Annotated in this window: 14 protein-coding genes; 6 read left to right on the top strand and 8 right to left on the bottom strand. The window is 73.2% G+C overall.

Annotated elements, in window-relative coordinates:
* Positions 1-95 precede the first annotated feature (95 nt).
* The 3 genes from ACZ3I3_RS40930 to ACZ3I3_RS40920 form a co-directional block, all read right to left on the bottom strand.
* The gene (locus tag ACZ3I3_RS40930; RefSeq protein WP_467372949.1) at positions 96-659 is read right to left on the bottom strand and encodes a hemerythrin domain-containing protein; all 564 of its coding nucleotides are present in this window, start codon (positions 657-659) and stop codon (positions 96-98) included.
* Positions 660-735: 76 nt separating this feature from the next.
* Positions 736-1,269: a DoxX family protein gene (locus tag ACZ3I3_RS40925; protein ID WP_467372948.1), complete on the bottom strand. Its 534-nt coding sequence runs from the start codon at positions 1,267-1,269 to the stop codon at positions 736-738.
* Positions 1,270-1,332: 63 nt separating this feature from the next.
* Positions 1,333-2,517, bottom strand: a complete 1,185-nt coding sequence (locus tag ACZ3I3_RS40920) for an amidohydrolase (protein ID WP_467372946.1) — start codon at positions 2,515-2,517, stop codon at positions 1,333-1,335.
* 340 nt (positions 2,518-2,857) lie between these two features.
* Between ACZ3I3_RS40920 and ACZ3I3_RS40915 the strand changes: the two genes are divergently transcribed.
* The 6 genes from ACZ3I3_RS40915 (at position 2,858) to ACZ3I3_RS40890 (ending at position 8,494) form a co-directional block, all read left to right on the top strand.
* Entirely contained in the window at positions 2,858-4,336 is a 1,479-nt protein-coding gene (locus tag ACZ3I3_RS40915) for an aminotransferase class I/II-fold pyridoxal phosphate-dependent enzyme (protein WP_467372945.1), read from the top strand.
* A 108-nt stretch (positions 4,337-4,444) separates the two neighbouring features.
* The gene (locus tag ACZ3I3_RS40910) at positions 4,445-4,633 is read left to right on the top strand and encodes a hypothetical protein (RefSeq protein ID WP_467372944.1); all 189 of its coding nucleotides are present in this window, start codon (positions 4,445-4,447) and stop codon (positions 4,631-4,633) included.
* A 21-nt stretch (positions 4,634-4,654) separates the two neighbouring features.
* Entirely contained in the window at positions 4,655-5,362 is a 708-nt protein-coding gene (locus tag ACZ3I3_RS40905) for a hypothetical protein (protein WP_467372943.1), read from the top strand.
* A complete protein-coding gene (locus ACZ3I3_RS40900) occupies positions 5,359-6,327 on the top strand; it encodes a DUF6895 family protein (RefSeq protein WP_467372941.1) in 969 nt (322 codons plus the stop codon). The genes ACZ3I3_RS40905 and ACZ3I3_RS40900 overlap by 4 nt, the downstream gene beginning before the upstream one ends.
* Complete coding sequence (locus ACZ3I3_RS40895) at positions 6,324-7,241, top strand: DUF6895 family protein (RefSeq protein WP_467372940.1); 918 nt, start codon at positions 6,324-6,326, stop codon at positions 7,239-7,241. The genes ACZ3I3_RS40900 and ACZ3I3_RS40895 overlap by 4 nt, the downstream gene beginning before the upstream one ends.
* On the top strand, positions 7,238-8,494 hold the full coding sequence (locus ACZ3I3_RS40890; RefSeq protein ID WP_467372939.1) for a serine hydrolase domain-containing protein: 1,257 nt from the start codon (positions 7,238-7,240) through the stop codon (positions 8,492-8,494). Before ACZ3I3_RS40895 ends, ACZ3I3_RS40890 begins: the two co-directional genes overlap by 4 nt.
* Before the next feature lie 61 nt (positions 8,495-8,555).
* On the opposite strand, the gene ACZ3I3_RS40885 is transcribed toward ACZ3I3_RS40890, so the two are convergent.
* The 5 genes from ACZ3I3_RS40885 to ACZ3I3_RS40865 form a co-directional block, all read right to left on the bottom strand.
* Entirely contained in the window at positions 8,556-9,932 is a 1,377-nt protein-coding gene (locus ACZ3I3_RS40885; protein WP_467372937.1) for an alpha-lytic protease prodomain-containing protein, read from the bottom strand.
* 160 nt (positions 9,933-10,092) lie between these two features.
* Positions 10,093-11,757 carry an alkaline phosphatase D family protein gene (locus ACZ3I3_RS40880; RefSeq protein ID WP_467372936.1) on the bottom strand — a complete coding sequence of 555 codons (1,665 nt, stop codon included), beginning with the start codon at positions 11,755-11,757 and terminating at the stop codon, positions 10,093-10,095.
* Positions 11,758-11,935: 178 nt separating this feature from the next.
* Complete coding sequence (locus ACZ3I3_RS40875; RefSeq protein WP_467372935.1) at positions 11,936-12,703, bottom strand: metallophosphoesterase family protein; 768 nt, start codon at positions 12,701-12,703, stop codon at positions 11,936-11,938.
* On the bottom strand, positions 12,700-12,987 hold the full coding sequence (locus ACZ3I3_RS40870) for a hypothetical protein (RefSeq protein ID WP_467372934.1): 288 nt from the start codon (positions 12,985-12,987) through the stop codon (positions 12,700-12,702). The genes ACZ3I3_RS40875 and ACZ3I3_RS40870 overlap by 4 nt, the downstream gene beginning before the upstream one ends.
* A 25-nt stretch (positions 12,988-13,012) precedes the next feature.
* Positions 13,013-13,699 (bottom strand): nucleotidyltransferase family protein, encoded by a 687-nt coding sequence (locus ACZ3I3_RS40865; RefSeq protein WP_466206197.1) that lies wholly within the window; start codon positions 13,697-13,699, stop codon positions 13,013-13,015.
* Between the last annotated feature and the right edge of the window lie 441 nt (positions 13,700-14,140).

Genomic DNA, 14,140 nt, shown 5'->3' with positions numbered 1-14,140 from the left:
GAACTCGGGGGGGGGGCGCGTCGCGCCCGGCCCCCCACACCGTGTAGCTTGGGGGGGGGGCGGCGGCGGCGCGGGGCCCTTCTCGCTGTCTGCTCCTACTCGGACTTGCCGCGACCGGTCAGCGCGTCGCGCAGCCGGTCGACCATGCCGGTGCCCGGAGCCAGGAGCTTGTTCGCCGGAGGCTTGTCGGGAGCGGCCGGGTGCGGCCGGGTCGGGGCGGTCTTCTTCGCCTTCCGGACCTTGTCGCCCAGCTCGTTCAGCGCGTCCGCCGGGCAGGCCTGCCGCAGGGCCGGAAAGAGGTTGCCCTCCTCGTCGGCGATGTGCGAACGGATCTCGCTCATCAGCATGCCCATCAGCCGGTCGAAGTCCGGGTCGCCCGCGTCACAGCCCTCCAGGTCCTTCATGATCCGCTCGGCCGTGGCGTGGTCCTCGAGCTCCCGGTCGGCGAGGGTGTCCCCATTGGCCACGTGCTCGCGTACGGCCGGGTAGAGGTAGGCCTCCTCGGCCACCGAGTGCCGCACCAGCTCGATCGTGACCTGGTCCGCGTACATCTTGCGGTCCTTGTGACCGGACGGCAGCCCCTCGATCTTGCCGAACATCTCCTCGACTTCGCGGTGATCGGTCACCAGCTCGTCGATGACGTTTCCTCCGTGTCCCATGTCCTTCACCTCCAGCCCCCGGGTCCCCAAGGCCCCAGGGGGCTAACGCGCGGTCCGGACGGCCCCCTGCGATGGCTCAGACGGGCAGCTTCGCCCGGACACGCCCGGCCGCCGAGGCCGGGCCCGTGGTGGCACGGACGGAGCGCCGCACCAGGCCCGCGTCCCGCCGCAGGCCACGGGCGGCGTGGCTGCCGCGCCACACCACCGAGGGGCGGGCGCCGGTGTCGTCCGCGGCGATCAGCAGCCCGCCCAGCATGGACATGTTCTTGAAGAAGTGGATCCGCTGCTGGGCACGTTCCGAGGGATCCTCCGCCTCCCAGAAGCGGTGCCCCGCCAGCGTCGTCGGCACCAGCGTGGCCGCGATGGCCAGCGCGGCCGGACGCGGCATGCGCCCGGTGGCCAGCATCAGCCCGGCCACGACCTGCACGGCGCCGTTCAGCCGTACGACCTGCTCGGTGCGGTCGGGCAGCGCCGAGACGCGTTCGGTGACCGGTTGGACGACAGGCTCGGCGGCCGGGGTGACGGACTCCGGGTCGCGGACGGAGTTCAGGCCGCCCGTGAGGAACATCGAGGCCAGCATGGGCCGGCCGAGCACGCGCAACAGACTCATGGCCCTCTCCAGGGTGTCGGTGGGTACGGCGTTCGCCGGGTTCCCCACCGGGGGCGGAAGCACTCACCACGTTCGCGCTGCCCGGTGCCGCGCCCAGGCCTCCTCGCGCAGCTCCTCGGACAGCAGGACGTCCACGGCGGTGCACGCGAGGGCCTCGGTCGCGGCGAGCAGCACCTCGCGGGCCCGGGGCGAGGCGGCGGCCTCGGCGAACTCCGGGGTGTGGTCGGAACCGTCCTCGTCCATGATCGCGACGAACGGGTGGATGGCGGGCACCCGCGTACTGACGTTCCCGATGTCGGACGAGCCCAGATACACCCCGGGCACGGGCGGCGACAGCGGGATCCCGGCCCGGGACAGGTGCGCGGCGAACCGCTCGGACAGCGTCTCGCTGTCCCGGAAGTGCTCGTAGCGCACGGTGGCCCGCTCCACCTCGGCGGTCGTGCCCGTGGCCCGGGCCACCCCGGCGGCACACTCCCGCACCTGCTCCGTGAGGTCGTCCAGTGCCGGAGTCGTGGCCGCGCGCAGACCGAACAGGCCCTCGGCGTACTCCGGGACGATGTTCGTGGCGACGCCGCCCTGGGTGACGATGCCCTGCACGTGCGAGCCCTCCGGCAGCCGCCGCCCCAGCACGGCCAGCACGTTGAACAGCTCCACCAGCGCCGCGAGCGCGTCGACGCCCTCCGTGGGGTTCCCCGTGGGGTGTGCGGCCCGGCCGTGGAAGGCCACCCGGTACTGCACCTGCGCGGTCAGCGGCGCCCGCGCCCAGCTGTGGACGCCCGGGTGGAACATCAGCGCCGCGTCGACGCCGTCGAACACGCCGGCCTCCACCTCCAGGGCCTTGCCGCCGCCGCCCTCCTCGGCGGGCGAGCCCACCGCCAGCACCGATCCGGCCGCCTCCTCCACCACGGCCCTCACCGCCAGCGCGGCTCCCAGGCCCGCCGCCGCGATGAGGTTGTGGCCGCACGCGTGACCGAGACCGGGCAGGGCGTCATACTCCAGCAGCAGCGCCACGGCGGGCCGGCCCTCGCCCGAGCGCGCCGTGAACGCGGTCGGCATCCCCGCCACGCCGCGTTCCACGACGAAACCGGCCCGCTCCAGCTCACCCGACAGCACAGCGGCCGCCCGGTGCTCGGCGAAGGCGTACTCGGGCTCGGCGTGCAGCAGGCAGGCCACGCCCCACAACGCGTCGGCCCGCGCCGCCACCTCCCCCCGAACGGCTTGGTGCACGTCGTCGGGCGTGCGCTCCACAGGGACCTCCCCGGCTCGGCTGCGGTGTGTCCCCGACCGGGTTTCACCGCCGGGTGCGGCGACACTCGCGGCGTCATGGCCTGGGCCCCCACTCTCGGCTTCGCTCGAGCGGGGGGACCCCCATCGCCCCAGCGGCACGACTGCCCTCAGCCAGGGCGGCCACGACACGCCCGCGGCTATCCGGGCCGTGAGGCGCTGCCCCCGGGCGGGGTACCGCCCGGTGCCGCGACTGCACGGCGTTTCGACCCGTGCCGGAGTGCAACACGGTCGGTGTACCCGCCGGGCCACGACAGCGTGGACGCCGCGGCGGCGGCCGGGCGGGCCGGACCTGGGAGGAACCATGGACCACTCGCGCGTGCCCGTCCTGGAGGCGCTGGAGGACTTCCGGCGCCGCGGCGACATCGCCTACGGCCCGCCGGGCCACAAGCAGGGCAGGGGAGTGGACCCCCGGGTGGCGGAGATCGTCGGGCTCGACGTGTTCCGGTCCGACGTGCTCTCCCTCAACGGCCTCGACGACCGCCGCCAGTCGCAGGGCGTCCTCAGCCGGGCCCAGGAACTCATGGCGGACGCGGTCGGCGCCGAGCAGGCGTTCTTCTCCACCTGCGGCAGCTCCCTGTCCGTGAAGACCGCCATGCTGGCCGCGGCCGGCCCGGGCGAGAAGCTGCTGCTGTCGCGCAACGCCCACAAGTCGGTCGTCGCGGCCGTCGTCGTCAACGGCGTCGAACCGATCTGGGTGCACCCGAAGTTCGACGCCGAACGGCACCTGGCCCACCCGCCCGAGCCCGACGACGTCCGCCGCCGGCTCCGGGAACACCCCGACGCCAAGGGCATGCTGCTCATCACGCCCACCGACTGGGGCTCCTGCGCGGACATCGGGGGAGTGGCCCGGGTGTGCCACGAGTTCGACGTGCCCGTCATCGTCGACGAGGCCTGGGGCGCCCACCTGCCGTTCCACCCCGGCCTGCCCGCCTGGGGCATGGACGCCGAGGCCGACCTGGTCGTGACGAGCGTGCACAAGATGGGCGGGGCCGTGGAACAGAGCTCCGTCTTCCACCTCCAGTACGACCGCGTCTCGCCGGAGGCCCTCAAGCAGCGCGAGGACCTGCTCGGCACCACCAGCGCCTCCTCCCTCGTGTACGCCACGCTCGACGGCTGGCGCCGCCAGATGGTCGAACAGGGGCACGAGCTCCTGGACGCCGCCATCCGTCGGGCCGAACGCATCCGGGCGGCGGTCGCCGAGCTGCCGGGTCTGCGGCCCATGGGCCGCGAGGTCGTGGAGGAGGGGCTCGCCGCCGACCTGGATCCGCTCAAGCTCGTCATCGACGTACGCAAGCTCGGCATCAGCGGCATGCAGGCCTCGGAGTGGCTGCGCGGCCACCGGCACGTGGACGTCGGGGGCTCGGACACCTGCCGCATCAGCGCCTCGATCACGTACGCGGACGACGACGAGACCGAGACGGTCCTGGTGGACGCCCTGGCCGAGCTCGTCGAGCGGGCGGACACCATCGAGCGGCGGCCGCCGGTCCACCTGCCCGAGGCCTCGGCGCTGGAGCTGGAGCAGGCCATGCTGCCCCGCGAGGCGTTCTTCGCCCCGGTCGAACACGTGCCCGCCGAGCGGGCCGCGGGACGGGTCGCCGCGGAGATGATCAGCCCCTACCCGCCGGGCGTGCCCGTCGTGGCACCCGGTGAGGTCGTCACCGACGAGGTCCTGGACTACCTGCGCAGCGGTGTCGAACACGGGGTCCTCATCCCCGACGCGGCGGACTCCTCCGTCCGCACCTTGCGTGTCGTGGCACGAGGGTCAACCACTCATGCCTGAGATGTTGAAGAAGTTATTTAAGTGAATTCTGAGAAAGTTGGCATGCTTTGTCCGATTCCGGTGATCCGGAAGGTGAAGGTACTCGCTTCAGCTCAGGGAGATGGTGCTATGCCTTCCAAGGAAAAGGTCACCGAAGAACTGACCGGCGTCCCGAGTGTCGACATCGAGGCGGCACTCGACCCGGCGGAAGTCGACGGCGTCTACCGCGACAGCCGCGAGTGCGCGGCGCTGGCGCTGAAGTCGGGCGACATCGGCCTGCTTCTGTCGCCGCCGACCCCGCGCCCGAAGAAGGGCTGACCTGACGGACAGGAGTGATCCATGGAGCAGTCTGGCACCTCGACCCTCCTGCAGGGCGCGGTGCGGGACCTCGCTTCCGGTGTGGTCTCCGCTCTTCGGAGCGGAGACCACGCGCGAGCGGCCGCCGCGGTGGCGGTCGACGGGGAAGCCGAGGGCCTCGCAGTGGCCGCGGTACGCGTCCTGGGAGCCGACGCGCTGCTGCCGAGCACCCTTCTGCACGCCCCGCCTCTGCCGGAAGAACTCGCTGTGTTCCGTAAGGCGCTGGAGGCCTACCCACCCCGCTCGGACGCCGCTCCCACCGTCGCGTGGAGCCACTGGGCGATGCGGCGCACGCTGCGCCGGCTCGACCCGTCGTTCGTCGACTCAGCCGCGGACGGCCCGGAACCGACACCTGACGCCGAGGAACTCGGCCGCGCGAGCTGGCAGTCCCTCACGCATCAGCTGGCGGTGCTGGCCGCGCTCGCCCTGCCCGGGGAGGACTGCGCGATCGACCGCGTGGCCGGGCACCGATCGCTCGACGTCGCCCGGGGATTCGTCCGCGCGGTGCGCCGCAGGGACTGGCGGCAGGCGGCCGGCGCCGGACGCTGGCTGACGCTGCTGGATGGTGTCCCGGAAACCCTGGGACTCGAAACCGGCCTCGACTTCGTGGAGCTGATGGGTGGTGACGATCCGCTCGTGGCGCTGCAGGTACGGGCGGCACGGCTGATCCGGACGGGAGCGTTCGCGTGACGGCCGTCATAGATCCCGGGTTGCTCCAGCGACCGGCCGAGGCCGCGCTGGCGTGGCTGTGGGGGCACCGGGCGGACTTCGCACTGGGCGAAGACGCGTTGGCCGCCCACGGCCAGGTGAACCGCACCTGGAAGCCACTCGGGGAGCTCGCCCTGACGTGCGCGGCCGTGTCACGGCACACGGCCCCCTCGGACCCGCTGCACGCCCGCGCCGCCGACCTGCTGGCCTTCGCCTGGCAACAGACCGGCGAGGGCGAGCTGTTCGTGCGCCTGCAGCGGCTGGAGCCCTTTGCCACCTATCCGCTGGAGGTGTACGCCGCCTTCGCCTCGACCGGGCGGCGCGACCCCCGCTACGAGGCGGCCGCCACCGTGGTGGCCCGGACCCGTAGCTGGCAGTTCACCGAACAGACGGCCACCCGGCGGCTCGGCGTCCTGAACGCCGAGGAACGCACCGCCGTTCGCCGGTCGGACGGGATGCCCCAGGCGCTGCGCAGCACCTGGCTCGGCGGACTGCCGGAACCCTGGACCTTCGAACGCCCTTCCGGATATGCCCTGACCCATGTGGTCTTCCATCTCACCGACTGGGGACGCGTAGGGTTCCGGGGCCTGCCACCGGACCTTGCCGCCTACCTGGCCGACTGGCTGCCGCCCTGGCTCGACACCTGCCTGGACGCCCGGATGTGGGACCTCGGCTGCGAGCTGCTGGCCGTGGCGGCCAGCCTGCCCGACCTGCCCGAAACCGCCGTACTCCAGGACGCATGGGAGCGGATCGCCGCCGCGCAGCACCCCTCGGGCGCTCTGCCGGAGGTGGGGGACAGCGACGACGCCGGCGAACCGGACTTCGTCCGCCACTACCACTCCACTCTCATGACCGTCTACGCGGCGGCCCTGACCACCGGACGGCTCGACGACGGCGCCCTGACCGACACGCACCACCGGCACGGCGCACAAGGAGTGCTGGGATGACCGACACCCGCCTGATCCACGATGTCGGAGTCCGCGCCATGGAATGGCTCTGGGCTCGCCGGGACGGATTCCGGCTGGAGCCCGACGTGGACCCGGAAATCGGCTTCCTCGAGCGGTTCAAGCCCATCGGCGAACTCGCCCTGATCTGCCGCGTGCTCTTCCGCGAGGGCGTGGCCGGCTCACGCCAGGCCCAGCTCGCACGCCGGCTCCTCGACCACGTCTGGCGCGAGACGCTGGACGGCGGCGCCATGCTGGTGCGCGGGCAGCGCACCGAGCCGGCGTCCTCCATCCCGTTCGAGATCTACGTGCCGTTCAAGGAACTGGGCTACAGCCACCCGGAGGTGGAGCGGGCCGCCGTGCTGAACCACCGGCTCGACAGCTGGGTCGCCTTCGAGGTCACCCCGACACGACGCCTCGGCCTGGCCGCGTTCCAGCGCCGCTTCGGCCTCACCCCCCGCCTGCCCGAGGCCGACCTCGTGGGCGGAACCTGGCTGGCCCGCACCCCGGAACCCTGGACCGTCGAGGGCCACATCGCCTACGACGTCACCCACGCGGTGTTCCACCTCACCGACTGGGGCGAGAACCCGGGCGGCCTGCCGCCGGACATCGCCGACTACCTCGCCACCTGGCTCCCCGTCTGGATCGACGACTGGCTGGACCTGGAGCGCTGGGACCTGCTCGGCGAACTGCTGGTCGTCGACGCCTGCCTGCCCCTTCCCACCCTCGACGAACGCGCCTGGCAGGCCTTCGCCGCCGCACAGCAACCGGACGGAGCCATGCCCGCGATCCGCACGATGCCCGAGGGCGACCCCGACGAGGTGTTCGACATCGTCTACCACCCCACCCTGGTCGCCGCCTTCGCCTCGGTCATGGCCACCTCCCGGTCCCTGGCCCGGCTGGCCCACGCGTCATGACGCCCCGTCGGCCGTCCCCGTGGCCGGGCGAACCACTCGAAGACGAGGGCCCGCCGGGTCGGTGTGCCACGCCGGCGAACGGGGGCCGGACCCCGCGTGGCGGGTCGGGGGAGGAGGCCCCGGTCCCGCGCTCCGCACCCGGGCACCAGCGCCCCACCCCGTGCGGCCCGCCCGCACACCCGCGCGCCACATCGGCGGCGGCAGCCCCGGCCCTGTGTCTCCCGCCGGCGGAAGTCCGCCCGGACGACCAGCGACTCGCCGAGCGACTCGCCGACGCCGTCGCCGCGTCCGACGCCCCCGACACCGTCTTCGCCGTCTCCCGGCACGGCCACCGCACGCTCCTCACCGGCGGCACCGCCCCGCCTCCGCCGCTGCCCCGCGAGGACCTCCGCTACGAGATCGGCTCGGCCACCAAGACGTTCACCGGGCTGCTCCTGGCCCGGCTGATCCACATCGGCGAGCTGTCCGGCGGCGAACCGGCCACCGCCCTCCTGGACAGCGGGCGGCCGACCGGCGGCGCCCCCGTGACGCTCGCCCACCTCATCACCCACACCTCCGGGCTGCCCGCCCTCCCGGCCGGCTTCCTCCTGCGGGGCCTTCCCGCCTGGCACACCAACCCCTACGCCCGCTTCCCGGCCGACCGGGTCGTCGACGCCTACCTGCGCCACCGGCCACGCCACCGCCCCGGCACCCGCTGGCGCTACTCCAACTACGGCGTGGCCGTGCTCGGACACGCCCTGGCCGCCGCGACCGGCACCCCCTGGGAGGGCCTGCTCACCGACGAGGTCCTGCGCCCGCTCGGTCTGCACGGCACGACCCTGCGCGCGGACGACTCGGGGCTCGACGCCCTCGGGCACGGCAAGGACGGCGAGACGCCCGTGCCCCCCTTCGACGCGGGCGGCTTCCAGGCGGCGGGCGCCGTACGCGCCACGCCGCACGACCTGCTCACGTTCCTGGAGGCCCACCTGGAACCGGCCGGCGCACCCCCGCGGCTGGCCGCCGCCCTGCGCGCGGTACGCCGCCCGGTACTCCGCCGGGGGCTCGGGCACCGGCACGTGCACACCATCGCCTGGTTCCGTCACCCCACCGACGGCGGACCGATGTACTTCCACGGCGGCGCGACCCTCGGCCAGCAGGCGTTCCTCGGCTTCCGCCCGGACACCGGCACGGCCCTGGCCGCGCTGTGCACCCGCCGCTTCCGCGCCCACGACCCGTTCGTGGCCGCGGCGTACGCGCTGCTGGCGGAGGAGTAGCGCGGCCCGCCCGGCGCCGGCGGCACGGACCGCGCCGGCGCCGGACAGCCCTGACCGCTCGTCACATCCGCTGCCACAGGGCCGGCGTGCGGGTGGGCGCCCACACGCCCTGGGCCTGGTGGGTCTGGAGGCACTGGTAGCGCACCCCGGCGTGGCTCACGGTGACCCCGGCCTCGTAGACCCGGCCCGCGGACCACGGCTGCGCCACGGCGTTGTCCTGCGGCGCCGGCGCCGGGGAGTCGGCCTCCGCGGTCTTCAGGGTGAGGCCGAACTCGCTGAGCAGCGGGTTGATCGGCTGGAAGAACGTGGTGCCGCCGCTCTTGCAGTCACCGGTGCCGCCGGAGGTCACGCCCTGCGCCTGGACACCCGCGACGTACGGCCCGCCGGAGTCGCCGGGCTCGGCGCACACCGTCGTCTGGGTCAGCCCGTCCACCTTGCCCTCGGCGTAGCTGACACTGGTGTCGTGCTGCTCGACCTTGCCGCAGTGCCAGCCCGTGGTCGACCCGGAGCGGCAGACGGCCGCCCCGACGAGCGCCTGGACGGAGCCGGTGACCGCCACCTTTTTGTCGCCCTCGCCCTTGACGTTCGCCGTGGCCTTCCACTGGTCGTTGACGGCCACCCACGACATGTCCTTGCCGGGGAACGTGGAAGCCTGGAACGTGCCCTGCTCCGCCTTGTCGAACCCGGTCGTCTTGGCGCCCTGCTTGCCGCAGTGTCCCGCCGAGGCGAAGCCCGCCTGCTCGCCCTTGGTGACGGAGAAGCCCACCGAGCAGCGGGCGGTGCCGTCGATGTAGTAGGCGTCGCCGCCGGTGACCTCCGCCATCAGCCGCGGCCGGTTCGCCGTCACCTTGACGCCCACGCTCTTGCCGTCGAGCCCCGCGGCCTTGACGAACGCGGCCGCCGCGGCCTTGTTCCCGGCCTGCACCACGACCCGGTTCGCCGGCACGTCGACGTACCACAGGGGCGTGTCCCGGGTGCTGACCCGGGCCGCGGCCGCGTCCAGCTTCTGCTTCACCGCCTTCAGGTCGCGCAGCGACTTCTTCACGACGGCCGCCTTCGCGCCCTGCGCCTTGATGGTGGCCACGTCCGCGGTGTCCGTGGTCGCCACGACGAGCTCCTGCGACGTCGTGCCCCGCAGCCAGGCCCCCGCGAACCGGTCGCCCAGGGCGTTGCGCAGCCGCCCGGCCCGGGTGCCCGCCTCCGCCTCGTTGACCAGCCGCCGTGACGCCTGGGCCGGGGTCAGCCCGAGATCGCGCTCCATGGCGCGCAGCACCGGAGCCGACGGCCGGTCGGCGCCGAGCGTCTGGGCGGCGGTGGGCGGCGGACCCGCCGCCGGGGTGGGCTCGGCCGCCACGGCGGAGGGGAGCCCGGTGGCGACGAGCGCGCCGATCGCGGTCAGGGCGGCCCGGCGGCCGGTGACGGCGTGTCTGTGGACCATGCGTGGTGTCTCCTTCGTTCACGGGTGTAACTGCCGCAAAGCCCGAGGCCCTGCCTGAACGGCCTTGCCTGAACGGCCTTGCGTGATGTCCACGGCGGCCCCGTTTCGCGCTTTGGTGCGGCGAAGGGCGCCAAGTGCAGTACGGCGGCCGCCCCTCGTCTCACGCGGACTTCAGACCGGGCGAACCCACCTCCGTGACGAAGGACGCGGCCGTCGAGATGGCGCCCCCCGGCTTGGTGATGGCCGAGACGGTCCGGAAGTCGACCTGGGCGTTCTCGCGGCCCAGTTCGACCCGGACGTAGCCGCGCCGGCCGTCGAAGTACTTCATGTGCGGGTTGGCCTTCATGTACGTCTCCCAGTCGGCCGGCTTCTCGGCGCCGTTCCCGCCGCTGGCGATGGAGGTACAGGTGAACTCCGTGCCGACCGTCTCGCTCTGCGGGTCGTCGAAGTCCTCCTTGATGTCGAAGGCGTACCCGACGTGGACGTCACCGGTGAGGACCATCCAGTTGTCGATGCCCGCCGCCTTCGCACCCGCCATGACCCGGTTGCGGGAGGCGCGGTAACCGTCCCAGGCGTCCATGGAGACCCGGGCCGACGCGGTCAGGTCGAACTTGCGCTGGGAGAAGCACACCTGCTGGGGCATCACGTTCCACACGGCGTCGGAGTCCCACCACCCGTCCAGCAGCCAGCGCTCCTGCTCGGCGCCGGTGAGGGTGCGCGCCGGGTCGTCCGACTCGGCGCCCGGCGCGTGCGGCCGGTCGTTGTAGGCCTGGTCGGAGCGGTACTGGCGGGTGTCGAGGATGTCGAACTGGGCGAGCGATCCCCAGGCCAGCCGGCGGTACAGCCGGGCGTCGGGCCCCTTCGGCAACTGCGCGGCGCGCAGCGGCTGGTTCTCCCAGTACGCCCGGTAGGCGGCGGCCCTGCGGACCAGGAACTCCTCCTGGGGGCTGTTCTTCTCGTCCACCGCGCCCGCGTAGTTGTTCTCCGCCTCGTGGTCGTCCCAGGTGACGACGAACGGGTGCTGGGCGTGCGCGGCCCGCAGGTCGGGGTCGGTCTTGTAGAGCGCGTAGCGCAGCCGGTAGTCCGCCAGCGTGGTCGCCTCCCGGTTGAACACGTCGGGCAGCTTGACGTCGGTGTAGCGGCGGGCGCCGCCCGCGGAGTCCACGGCGTACTCGTAGAGGTAGTCGCCGAGGTGGAAGACCACGTCGACGTCCTCCTGCGCCAGATGCCGGTGGGCGGTGTAGTAGCCGTCCTGGTAGGCCTGGCAGGCGACGGCGGCCAGCCGCATGCTGTCGGCGTCACTGCCCTCCGCCGGTGCCGTACGGGTACGGCCCGCGGGACTGATCCACGCGCCGACCCGGAACCGGTAGTAGTAGTGGCTGTCCGGCATCAGTCCCTTGACGTCGACGTGCACGCTGTGGCCGTACTCGGGGTGGGCGGTGGCGACCCCGCTCTGCTCGACGAAGACGAACCACTCGTCCATGGCCACTTCCCAGGAGACGACGACCCGCTGCTGCCCCAGGCCGCCGTCCTCCGCGAACGGCTCGGGAGCGAGCCGGGTCCAGATCAGCACCGAGTCGGGCAGCGGGTCCCCGGAGGCCACGCCGAGGGTGAACGGGTCGTCGGTGATCCGCGCCGCGTCCAGCTCGGGAGCGGCGGTGGCACCGCGGGCCGGCCGGTTGGTGGAGAAGGCGAGCATGGCCGCCGCCGCGGTGACGGTCAGGAAGCGGCGGCGGGCGACATGCGGTGCCGCGGTGCGCAGTACGGCGTCGTGCGGGGAGAAGGCATGCTCGGACGGTGGTCTTTGACGGCCCGTCAGCGCCATCTGATGTCCTCTCGTACGGGGCGCGGAGCAAGCATGCTAAGCAGACAAAATGCCTGAAAACGGCACGACTTGCGGGGCGTTCACACCAGAGGCGGTACGGGCCCTACGCGCGGGAGAGGAACCGGGCACACGAAGACCGCCGCCGGCGTCGGCCGGCGGCGGAGGGGGACAGGGCTGTCTAGCGGGCCGCGGGTGCGGCGGCCCCGGTGGTGGCGGCGCGGTCGTGGACGGGCAGGTGGTAGACGTGGAAGGCCCGCCCGATGACCGGCTGGGCGACGTTGCGCACCCGCACGCCGCCGCTCGTCATGCCGTGCTCCGTGCCGGCGTGCGCGTGACCGTGCACGGCGAGGTCGGCGCCGGCGGTGTCGATCGCCTCGGCCAGCAGATAGCTGCCCAGGAACGGATAGATCTCCAGCGGCTCGCCCGCCAGCGTGTCCGGGACGGGGGAGAAGTGGGTCAGGGCGATCCGCGCGTCACAGCCCTCCTCGCCCAACTGCTCCAGGGACGTGCGCAGGCCGTCGGCGCACCGGCGCGAGTACCTGACGAACTCCTTCATGACCGGCTCGCCGAACTCCCCGGCGCAGCGGCCGACGAAGCCGCCGCCGAACCCCTTGGTGCCGGCCACGCCGATCCGCGCCCTGCCGCTCGTCACGACCGTCCCCTGCCCTTCCAGGACGTGGGCGCCGGCGTCCCGGAGGATGGCCGTGACCTCGTCGGGCCGGTCGTCGTGATGGTCGTGGTTGCCCAGCACGGCGACCACCGGGACCCCGAGGTCCTGGATCTCCCGGGCCACCACCCGGGCCTCGTCGGGGGTGCCGTGCCGGGTCAGGTCGCCGGCCAGCAGCAGGAGGTCGGCGCACTCGGGCAGGGTCTCGAAGGCGGGGCGGAGCAGGCCCTGGTCGCCGGGGCCCAGGTGGATGTCTCCGACGGCTGCGATGCGGATCATGCGAGTTCCTCCGCGTGGTCGGGGGAGGACGTCTCGGTGACCACGAGGTCGCTGTGCACCGGGAACCCGGCGAGCTCCTCGTGGACCGTGCGCAGAATCTCGTCTCGGCAGGGCGCCGAGGGCACGGTGCCGGTGAGCAGCACCGCCAGGCCGCGGGCCTCGACCCGGACGCCCAGTTCACCGAGCTCACCGGAGGCGAGGCGCTCCTGGAGGTGGGCGATCCGGTAGTCCAGGTTCTGCTCCGGCTCCCCGCCGCCCGTGTGCTGTGAGCCGTGGGTAGTCATGGTGTTCCTTCCGCATCAGACGGCATCAGATGACGTTCAGGCGCTCCAGGAGGAAGAAGAAGGCGGCGGGCATGGGCGCGTCCCCGCACTCGCGCCGCACCCGCTCCCAGTCGACCTTCTCGCGCAGGGCACGCGCGATGGGCAGGGCCGCGCCGAAGTCGCAGTGGTGCTCGGAGAAGGCGGCGATCAGGCTCCACAGCAGGTCGGTCGGGGCCAGTACGGGCATGCGCACCGAGTCGACCGAGACCTCCTCCGCCCGCTCCAGCATGTCCGCGCCGACCGGCTGGTGCGCCAGCTCGAAGATGATGTCCACCGGCTGGCCGAAACACGTGGCCTTGATCAGCCAGTCCTCCGGCGGGCTGTAGACCGTCAGCCCGGCCTCGCGGAGCGTGGCCGCCACCGCGTCCGCGTCCTCGGGGCGGATGGCGAAGTCGACATCGTGCTGGAGGTTCTTCTCACCGCCGTGGGCGTATGCGGCCACGCTCCCCGCCAGCGCGAACAGATGCCCCTTGCGCTTCAGCACGGCACCGACCTGCTTGGCCGCCTCCAGGATCGCCTGATTGCGATCCAGGGGCAGCTCCTGCGGCGGCTCGTCGGCCTGCGGGTCCTGTGGTGGCGCGGGCGGCGCAGGCTCGGGCTGGTCCGGGGCCAGCCGGAAATCGGGGATTCCCGGTCGCCGGACGAGCGTCGCGTCATCACCGTTCTGCGTCATGACCACTCCATTCGCCGAACCGGACACCCGCCGCCGCGCGGCGCCCGGACCCGTGACGGCCTTGCGTGCCTGCTCTGAGTACCCGGAGCGGTGCCCCCGACACGGCGGGTCTACGACGAGCACCGCGCTGAGACCCGCTTGTCGCGGGCACAGGGCGCGACGGGCTGCCCCGGGCCACGCTGACCGCGCCGCACTGACTGCTCCGAGCGTTGCAGGGTCGTGCCGGGTCGTGCTGGGTCGTGCCGGGTCGCGCCGCGCTGGGTGCCGGGCCGGCCGCGTCGAGCCTCCCCGCCTTGTCGCCACCCCGCCCTGTCACCCACCCCGTTCTGCCGCCGCTGTTCCACCTCGGCCCATGTCCGGACGGGTTCGCGCCGCGCGTTTCGCTGCGCGGTGCACCCTTCGCCCGCCCGGTGCCGAGCAGGCGATGACCCCACCCGGCGC

The organism is Streptomyces sp. NPDC016851 (assembly GCF_055562795.1).
This window is presented reverse-complemented; position numbering and strand designations above follow the sequence as displayed.